The sequence below is a fragment of the Pseudomonadota bacterium genome (assembly GCA_036339585.1).
Classification (GTDB): Bacteria; Pseudomonadota; Alphaproteobacteria; order UBA8366; family UBA8366; genus UBA8366.
The window spans coordinates 37,691-45,694 of record JAYZAS010000016.1; the positions used below are offsets into that span (position 1 = coordinate 37,691).

The following is an 8,004-nucleotide window of genomic DNA, read 5'->3' on the forward strand; positions in this document are numbered from 1 at the left end:
ATAGATCTTATAGTTTTAAAACCACCTCATTCCCATCGATCGAAAATCTAGTATCATACGGTTCTGAACTTGCATATATAGACTCAAGTTCCGTTGCTTCATCAGCCGGCGAAACGAAATACGTTTCGTTTTTTTGGTTGTGTCTCACGAGAGCAAACCGTGCTTCAACGATTCCATTACCACTACCGGTTAATATCGGCATCATGCCAATCCAATCCGGATGTTTTTTTGCACCATGACCAGTATGAAAAGAGAAACTTCCCAGGCTGTAAAATATGGGTTTATTTTTATAGACTTCTATGCCTAATGGAAAATGTGGGCCATGCCCCATAACGACATCTGCTCCAGCGTCAATAGCAGCGCGACCAGCTTGCTCCATATACTGAAGGATATCGTGATCACAACCCCAATGATTAGAGCAAATCAATATATCACACGAACTTCGCAATTCTGAGATATCGTCACAGAAATTTTTCAAAGAATCAGGTTCGCACCAAGTAATGATTTCAGGTGCGTGGCCGGGCCGTGTTAGAGTACGTGTTTCTGAGACTCGTGGTTTGTATGCAGTATGTGCCTCTAGAACTGCAATTCCGGGGAATTCTGCCGTAGCTTCGTGTCCTCCATGGGACCAGTAAACGGAACTTCTTTGCAAGAACCCATATTTTATGCCATCGCGCTCGACAATTACAGAGGCGTAAGCGCTTTTTCGGTCTATACCAGCACCGGCGTGGGGAATGCCAAGTTCATCTAGCCTAGCACAAGAGCTTCTGATTGCTGGCCCACCAAAGTTCACATTATTTGCATTACCAATTATTCCTATACCGGCATCGATAAGAGCCTCACCCGCTGCAAGGTCTGCGTAAAAACCTTCTTCGTATATTGAACGTTCCCTATCAGGTTCGTAAAGACAACATTCAAAGTTTGATATTACAAGATCCGCCGCCAGGAGGGTTTGCCTTACTCTGGCAAAGGGTGTTTTGGGGTCCTTAACGCCTAAAAGGTTGATATCCCCAGTAAGGATAATCTGGTGTGGCATAAACGCATCCTCCCTGTCATTATAACTTGTCGAGATAATAGTGCAAAAATAGCACAAGGCGTGGACAGGCACGATCCCTTAATTTTGAATGTTGGTATTAAACGACCCGGATAGAAGTTTTAACAAAAATTAGGATAATACCTAATCACGACGAACCCTTCCAAAGAATAGATATTGTGCGCATATTTCACGTTATTGCCTCAAACCCGCCTAATTAGTGTCACAAAGCACAGAGATTTTTCAAACTCGTTTTTTATTTTGTCGAATAAGTTTAACGCCGAGGAAATTACAAGGCCCGTGGATTATTTGGGATTTGTGTTTTTTTACGTCTTTTAGCAAACAAGAGTGAGTAAAATGAGGTCTTTTTTAAAAGTGATTTTTTTCCTAGCGACTATGCTGCCGTCTATTTCATTTGCTGGCTTTGAGAAAGGGCGGGAAGCCTTTTTGAGAGAAGATTGGGATGTCGTCAGAAAAGAGATGAAACCCCTTGCAGAGCAAAGGGATGCAAGGGCGCAAATTGCAATGGGGTTGCTGTTTGCTAGAGGCCTTGGTGTGGAGCAGAATTGGGATAATGCGGCATTCTGGTTTTCCGAAGCTATTGACTGCGCAGAGTTGCTTAAGGGGCGACCACAGCAAATTGTAGTCCGGATACTTGCCCGCGAGAATTATGCCTACAGCTTGGAGCAAGCATTTGAAATAGCCCTGTTTGAGCAATAAGACTAAGATATGCGCCGGTGGTCAGAGATGCCTTCAAGTGTTAAAGAGCATATCTGTTGGCAAAAAAGGTTGCCTGCTGGTTAGCTAATCTTGATTCGGTTTTACGACGGGGCACTATGGTTTATCGAACAATGTATGAGGGTTTGTGTATTGCCCGAAGGGTAGGTTTCCCATTTTGTTATCCATTCTTGCCGCGATTTAAAAGGAAAGCCTACAAGTTTCGTACTCGCATGATGGAGGGGGTTATGCGAGCTGACGCAGTCATCTTATCATATCCAAAGAGCGGTAGAACGTGGGTTGAGGTGATGCTTTCGCGCTTGTTCCAAAAGCGTTTATGTTTGCCTGAAAATGAAATTATTGATTTCACCCATGCTTATCGAACATTTTCTGAACTTCCTAGGTTATTCTTTACCCACGATGATGCTCATGTTTTGGCTGGCAATGAATTTTTGCCTGAGGGAGGGCAAAAGGGTTATTTTGCGGGCTCTAGAACCGTGCTCTTGATTCGGCACCCATTAGACACAGCAGTTTCGATGTTTTTTCAGCAAAGTAAAAGAAGTGGTTATTTGGAGAGCGCAGATATTCATGATTTTGTTGTTGGGGCTTCTGGTTTGCGAGGTGGATTGCCGACAATTATCCGTTTTATGAACCATTGGGCTCAGGCTATTTCAATATGCGATGATCACATTATTTCTCGCTATGAGGATCTTAGAAAGGATCCTTTTGAAGGTTTTAAGAATATCATTAAATTTTTGAATTTGGATTTCGCTGATTTTGAAATTGCTGAAGCTGTTAAATTTACTGACTTTGCAAGTATGAAAAAACGTGAAGCGCAAAATTTCTATAAGGGTGATTTCCGAGTAAGCACTGATGACCCAAAAGACGAAAATACTTACAAGACTAGGAGAGGTCTAATTGGAGGTTACACAGACTACTTTACAGAGGCTCAGACTGCCAATTTAGAGCGAACAGTGTCTGAAAATCTCAACCCAGTTTTTGGTTACTGAACATGGAAATAATACGCCTGTAAGATTTCGGAAACTCTTAAAAAATATTAATTATACTGACGAAATGACACTGTATATCGACCAAAAAAAGATAGAAAATATTGGTGACTGCGATGCAGTCATCGATGTTAGGTCACCTAAGGAATTTCATGAAGACCATATAATCGGGGCTATAAATCTGCCGGTTTTGAAAAATAACGAGCACGAAAAAGTCGGTACCATCTACAAGAACACCTCACCATTTGAAGCAAAAAAAATCGGTGCGAGATTGGTGTCATTAAATATTGCTTCTCACTTGCAAACATTTTTCCGCGATAAGAAAAAATCATTCAAACCTCTGTTTTATTGTGCGAGGGGAGGGCAGCGTTCGAATTCGTTTGCAACGATATGTGCATCTATTGGGTGGAAATGTGCTGTGCTGGACGGGGGTTATAAAACATATCGGAAATCAGTAATTCGTGAGATCGAACAATTCTCAAAGGCTTGCACGCTAATCGTAATTAGCGGGAGAACTGGAAATGGTAAGACAGAAATTCTTTCACATATCTCGTCTTTGGGTGGAAATATACTTGATTTAGAGGGATTGGCTTCTCATCGGGGTTCGATGTTAGGTGGTTTTCCAGGCACGGAGCAACCGAGGCAAAAGTACTTTGAAACACTGTTAATGGAACAAATCAGAAAATTAGATTTGTCCAAACCCGTCTTCTTAGAGGCTGAAAGCAACAAAATTGGCAATGTTAATATACCATCGGAACTTTTCAAAAAAATGCATCACTCTGGGTGTATCGTCGTAGAAAATTCAAGGCAAAACCGAGTTAGGTTTCTGGTGGAGCGTTACTCAAACGTGTTCGAGGATACGAGTGTTGTTGAAAGATTTTTTCAGTTTTTAGCCTCTCGTCACCCTGCGAACGTTTCAGAGAAAGCAAAATATTTATTGAGTTTAAAAGATTGGAATGCCCTGGCAAGTCATCTGTTGGATTATCATTATGACCCATCCTACGAACGCTCTATGGGCCTGAAAGACCGAAAAATACTTCTACATGCGAAATGTAACGGCAATATTGAAAGTACCGCTCGTGATTTAGCCTGTAATATCATGTCCAAGTATGAATAGTTGAAAGAATAAATTATTTACAGGTTTCCCTCTCAGCACTCAAATAGCTGGGTTGCTTCAAGCAACTAAAAAATCTTTCGTAACCTTAAGCGGCTGAAAATAACAGTGTCTACTCTGCCGCTAAATTCTTTCGTTTATCACGTTTTCCAAGAGCATCATATGTCGCGTATTTATACATCTCGCTAAGGGTGGGATAATTATAGCAAGTTTGAATGAATAACTCGGCACCTGCTCCGACCAAAAGTGCGGTTAAGCCTACATGAACCAATTCACTGGCCGTTTCGCCTATTGCATGCACGCCTAAGAGCTTCATGTCTTCTTCTCTGAACAGCAACTTTAAAAAGCCGTCTTGGTCGCCGATGATTTGTCCCCGCGCATTGTTTTGGTATGTTGCGCGACCTGTAACGTAGGCGATGTTGTCTCTTTGAAGGTCCTCTTCTGAGGAGCCTGCCATCGAACATTCAGGGATGGTGTATATTCCGTAGGGCAGGATATTGGCTAGTTCCGTTTTATATTCCAGATCAAAAGCATGAACCATGGCTACACGCGCTTGTTCCATTGAAGTTGATGCTAATGCGGGGAAACCAATTACGTCACCCACCGCATAGATGTTAGGCAAAGTAGTTTGATAAGTGTTATTTACTTTCAATTGCCCTCGAGACTCAGTCTTTAATTCTATATTTTCTAGGCCAAGATCACCGGTATTGCCGTTACGGCCAGTGGCTGCCAGAAGTGCATCCACTTTTATAGAGCGCCCGGTTTTGAGGTTAACCGTTAGATCTCCCGTTGTCTCTACGCTTTCAATTTCTTCTGGCATGCACAGTTCTACGCCCATATTGCGCATACAACTGGTTAGTGTGTCAGCAATTTCAAAGTCCATAAAACTTAATAATTGCTCGCGCCCCTCAACCAGCGAAACATCAATGCCAAGCGCCGAAAACATGCACGCGTACTCGCATCCAATCACTCCACCACCCGCTATCAACATAGTGGAAGGAAGTTTGTCCAGCCCGAGAATAGTGTCGGAGTCGTAAACGCGCGGATCATCGAACGGAAATACTGGAGGGTGATAAGGGCTAGAGCCAGTGGCAATAAGGATCACATCGCCCCTTATAGAAATTTCAGCTTCCTTTGATGCTTTGATTCTTACGGTATGTTGGTCGACAAAAGAAGCATTTCCTTCAAAATATGTTATGCTATGTCTTTCAATGTTTTCGCTTATCCGCCGATGTTCGCTTTGGACCACAAAACGTTCATGGAAAAGAAAGTCGCGGGCTGTAACGGTCCTTTTGAGTTGAGTATCTACGCCATGCAGTTCTCTTTGTCGAAAGCCAGACAGATAGAGGGCTGACTCGCGTAATGTTTTGGAAGGGAGTGTTCCCGTGTTCGCGGCAGCTCCGCCCGGAACAACCTCTCTTTCAATAATGGCAACACTTTTACCAAAGTATGCAGCTTGAGCAGCACCCTTCTCTCCGCCGGGCCCAGATCCGATCACGATCAAATCAAAATTTTCATTGCTCATATTTTCCCCTCATGGCGTTCGCTATTTGCAACGAGATGTCCCACTACGCGTATTGTGTCCAGCATAATCTCCTTGCTGCGAAAAAATAATAAAGCGTAAAATTCAATAACATTAAACCAATTATCAGTTTTACAGGATCCATTCTACCAGATGGTGATATATTAGGCCGGATGTGTCTTTGCGCTAACTACGAACAACGGATCTCCCTTGCCTTCAATTGGCGTAATATCCCGAACAGTGTAAGGCTGGAATTTTTGGGTAGCATCAAAATATTGACCAACGAGTTTGGCGTGGCCTGTATTCGTGAGTTGGTGCCAAATAGCGACAGCCTTTGTTGGGAAGCAGCGATTTGAAAAGGAGATGATGCATGGACTGTCCGGGATTAATATGCGCGCAATCTCATTAAAAATCGTAATAGGATGAATGAGATATTGCACTGAGACTGTTATCAAGCAGATGTTGAAAGAGTCGTTTTGGAAAGGCAGTTTAGTGTTTGTAGCGAGGTTTTGGACAATCCTGCCTGTAAGTTGAGGATTGCTGTTTAACTCGGTTTGATTCATTCCAAGACCGATTACATTTTTGTAGCTCATGTCTACAGGTAAATGAGACGCATAACTCGACATCAAATCTAGAACTTGGCTGTTTGGAGGCAGTACCGTACTCAAATATGTGGTTAATGCTTTACAGGCTGCTTCATCGATGTGCTTGACTAGCCTTGGTTCACTATAGAAAATTGTATCATCCGACTCATCTATTCGCTTAAAAGCTTCTGAGGGTACAGCGTAATCCATAAGCAAAGAGGTGGTTTTAGGATACACAATTGTCAAGGGGCATATTAATTCAGGCCCAACTGACCATTACTCTCGAAAATGAATGGGCACTTTTTCTTTTTCAGGCCATCGATACCTAAAAAATAATGCTGATCAATATTTCGAAACCAGATACTCCGCGTTAGGACAGTCCAAAATCAAAGACAGCACTGTCATTCCAGAAAATGATTCTGTACAGCACTTATTTCTGATTTTTGGATCCTCACAGTATGAATTAATCTTGGCATTTTCGTGTATTGTGAGAAAAGGTGCTGTCACAAATTGCCTGTACGAAGTTTTGGCAAATAATCAAAAGAATTTTAAATTAATGGAGAAAAAACAACTCTTACCAACTAACACCTCTGGGTTGTACGCTACATATTCGCTGGGACTATTTTCTGGCGGCCAGTGGGATATGATGGGCTTAATTATTCCACTTTTTTCGGTATTTGTGGGCCTCAACCCCAGTGAAATAGGTTTTGTGGTGGCAACGCGTTCTGCGTTACCAGTGCTTTTTTCTATTCATGGCGGCATTTTAATGGACCGTTTGGGTGTCCGGTTCGTTGGGTTTTGGGTAGGAGTTGCAGCAGCGGCTTTGCCATTGTTTTACCCATTTTCAGGATGGTTCTGGGGTTTGGTGGTTTTACAATTGCTAAGTGGCTTGATTACTACCCTTGCAATGGCTAGCGGACAAACGGTTATAAATCAACTGTCGAAAGGCGATCCGGCAGTGTTGGGACAATACAGTTTTGTAACCCGGCTTGGTAATTTTTTTGGTCCTTTTATTATAGGCGTTATTTGGCATAATTTTGGTAGTGAACCTACCTTCATCACTATTAGTTTGTGGGGAGTGCTTACTGTTGTTTCGGTTTTATTCATTCCGTCGGAGGCGCGAACAAAACAAGGGGGCAGAATATTATGCTCAGAGCTTCTGCCACGTCGGAGTGAATACACTAAGGCTCTTTCGTTAGCCGCTATTCCAACCGTTGTTTTCATTTTGCTTTTAACGGCATTCCGAAATTGTCCGGGTGCTATCCAAGCTTCATTTTTTGTCGTTTACCTTGATCAAATCGGGATTTCAGGAACGACAATTGGCTTTTTAACGGGACTATCAGAAGTATTCGTCGGTATTGGTGGTCTCACTGCCGGCTGGTTTGCGGCTCGCGGTAAAGTATATTGGATAGTGATTGTGTTTGTTGCGAGTGCTATATTGCTCATTTGTTTGACACCGTTGATTGCTGGGTTTATGTCGTTGCTCATTATAGCTACAGCCGTGCGCGGTTTTGCTCAGGGTGTAAATCAGCCACTTATTTTTTCAATTTTGTCTCGTGCGGTTAATGAAAATCAGCAGGGTGCAGCGGTAGGACTTCGCAATACTGTAAACCGCTTTTCGAATATCATTGTGCCGATTGGGATGGGGTTTATGGCGGAATGGTGGGGAATAGAGGAGAGTTTTACAATAATTGCGGTTTTATTTATCGGTGCTTGCGTGATTGTTGCTGCCAAAATTCGGCATTTCGGGTTTTAGCGGGTGAGGAAACCCGTATTGGTCTTAAAGTAGATAAACAAAAGTGAACCCACGGGCCGGTGCGCCCGTGCTACCCCGATGATGCCCCATCAAAAAAGTACTCAGTACATTTAACGCTAAGTATATGAGCTTATTGGCTCCGCGGTCAGGACTCGAACCTGTGACAAGGCGCGTGACCTCTTGCTGACGGTTGGCTATGATCTTTTCTACTCCGCCGTCGCAGTTGAATCCCATGCAGAGATAAAACCTTCACTCTTTACTAATGTCCGTT

Annotated in this window: 7 protein-coding genes; 4 read left to right on the forward strand and 3 right to left on the reverse strand. The window is 42.9% G+C overall.

Annotated elements, in window-relative coordinates; translation table 11 throughout:
• Positions 1-7 precede the first annotated feature (7 nt).
• Positions 8-1,036 carry a CapA family protein gene (locus VX941_10070; protein ID MEE2933750.1) on the reverse strand — a complete coding sequence of 343 codons (1,029 nt, stop codon included), beginning with the start codon at positions 1,034-1,036 and terminating at the stop codon, positions 8-10.
• A 354-nt stretch (positions 1,037-1,390) separates the two neighbouring features.
• On the opposite strand from VX941_10070, the gene VX941_10075 reads away from it, so the two are divergent.
• From VX941_10075 to mnmH, 3 genes are all read left to right on the forward strand, one after another.
• Entirely contained in the window at positions 1,391-1,753 is a 363-nt protein-coding gene (locus VX941_10075) for a hypothetical protein (GenBank protein ID MEE2933751.1), read from the forward strand.
• Positions 1,754-1,998: 245 nt separating this feature from the next.
• On the forward strand, positions 1,999-2,760 hold the full coding sequence (locus tag VX941_10080; protein ID MEE2933752.1) for a sulfotransferase domain-containing protein: 762 nt from the start codon (positions 1,999-2,001) through the stop codon (positions 2,758-2,760).
• 64 nt (positions 2,761-2,824) lie between these two features.
• The gene (gene mnmH / locus VX941_10085; GenBank protein ID MEE2933753.1) at positions 2,825-3,874 is read left to right on the forward strand and encodes a tRNA 2-selenouridine(34) synthase MnmH; all 1,050 of its coding nucleotides are present in this window, start codon (positions 2,825-2,827) and stop codon (positions 3,872-3,874) included.
• Positions 3,875-3,983: 109 nt separating this feature from the next.
• Here the strand turns inward: mnmH and sthA are convergent, their stop codons facing one another.
• A complete protein-coding gene (sthA, locus tag VX941_10090; protein ID MEE2933754.1) occupies positions 3,984-5,396 on the reverse strand; it encodes a Si-specific NAD(P)(+) transhydrogenase in 1,413 nt (470 codons plus the stop codon).
• A 161-nt stretch (positions 5,397-5,557) separates the two neighbouring features.
• Positions 5,558-6,187 (reverse strand): methyltransferase domain-containing protein, encoded by a 630-nt coding sequence (locus VX941_10095; GenBank protein MEE2933755.1) that lies wholly within the window; start codon positions 6,185-6,187, stop codon positions 5,558-5,560.
• A 346-nt stretch (positions 6,188-6,533) separates the two neighbouring features.
• On the opposite strand from VX941_10095, the gene VX941_10100 reads away from it, so the two are divergent.
• Positions 6,534-7,733 (forward strand): MFS transporter, encoded by a 1,200-nt coding sequence (locus VX941_10100; protein ID MEE2933756.1) that lies wholly within the window; start codon positions 6,534-6,536, stop codon positions 7,731-7,733.
• Positions 7,734-8,004 lie beyond the last annotated feature (271 nt).

Excerpts from the sequence above, each read along its gene's own strand:
- VX941_10070 (MEE2933750.1), bottom strand. The coding sequence starts at position 1,036 with ATGCCACACCAGATTATCCTTACTGGGGATATCAACCTTTTAGGCGTT.
- VX941_10075 (MEE2933751.1), top strand. The coding sequence starts at position 1,391 with ATGAGGTCTTTTTTAAAAGTGATTTTTTTCCTAGCGACTATGCTGCCG.
- VX941_10080 (MEE2933752.1), top strand. The coding sequence starts at position 1,999 with ATGCGAGCTGACGCAGTCATCTTATCATATCCAAAGAGCGGTAGAACG.
- mnmH (MEE2933753.1), top strand. The coding sequence starts at position 2,825 with ATGACACTGTATATCGACCAAAAAAAGATAGAAAATATTGGTGACTGC.
- sthA (MEE2933754.1), bottom strand. The coding sequence starts at position 5,396 with ATGAGCAATGAAAATTTTGATTTGATCGTGATCGGATCTGGGCCCGGC.
- VX941_10095 (MEE2933755.1), bottom strand. The coding sequence starts at position 6,187 with ATGGATTACGCTGTACCCTCAGAAGCTTTTAAGCGAATAGATGAGTCG.
- VX941_10100 (MEE2933756.1), top strand. The coding sequence starts at position 6,534 with ATGGAGAAAAAACAACTCTTACCAACTAACACCTCTGGGTTGTACGCT.